The organism is Gemmiger formicilis (genome assembly GCF_016901605.1).
GTDB lineage: Bacteria > Bacillota > Clostridia > Oscillospirales > Ruminococcaceae > Gemmiger > Gemmiger formicilis_B.
Genome location: NZ_JACJKP010000557.1, coordinates 1 through 321, shown reverse-complemented (window position 1 = coordinate 321; position 321 = coordinate 1). Strand labels below are relative to the sequence as shown.

The following is a 321-nucleotide window of genomic DNA, read 5'->3' as shown; positions in this document are numbered from 1 at the left end:
GGATCTGCCTTGCTGGCCTTTACCCTGATTTTGATTACGGCCCCCATCGTGGGACCCGGCCTCAACGGAATGTTTTGGTTCTTCACCTATCACTTTACCATCTGGCCGATCATGGTGATTCTGCCTTTCTTTGCCGTTCTTGGTATTGGAATCCCAGTAGTGACCTGCCGGACTATGCAGCGGTACTCGGTGGTAGAACGCCTGCGGGTAGAGTGATCACAAGCAGGACATTGATAAAAATAGAGCGTACCGCAAGTTTTGCGATACGCTCTATTTTGTAGCTTCTGGCCGCGTGGGGCTATACCAGTAAACACACCACCA

1 protein-coding gene is annotated in these 321 nt (G+C 51.1%); it reads left to right on the top strand.

Translation table 11 applies throughout. The annotated features are described in order from the left end of the window. On the top strand, positions 1-216 hold a 216-nt coding region (locus H6B10_RS15915; protein WP_204652413.1), incomplete at its 5' end, for a hypothetical protein. Positions 217-321 lie beyond the last annotated feature (105 nt).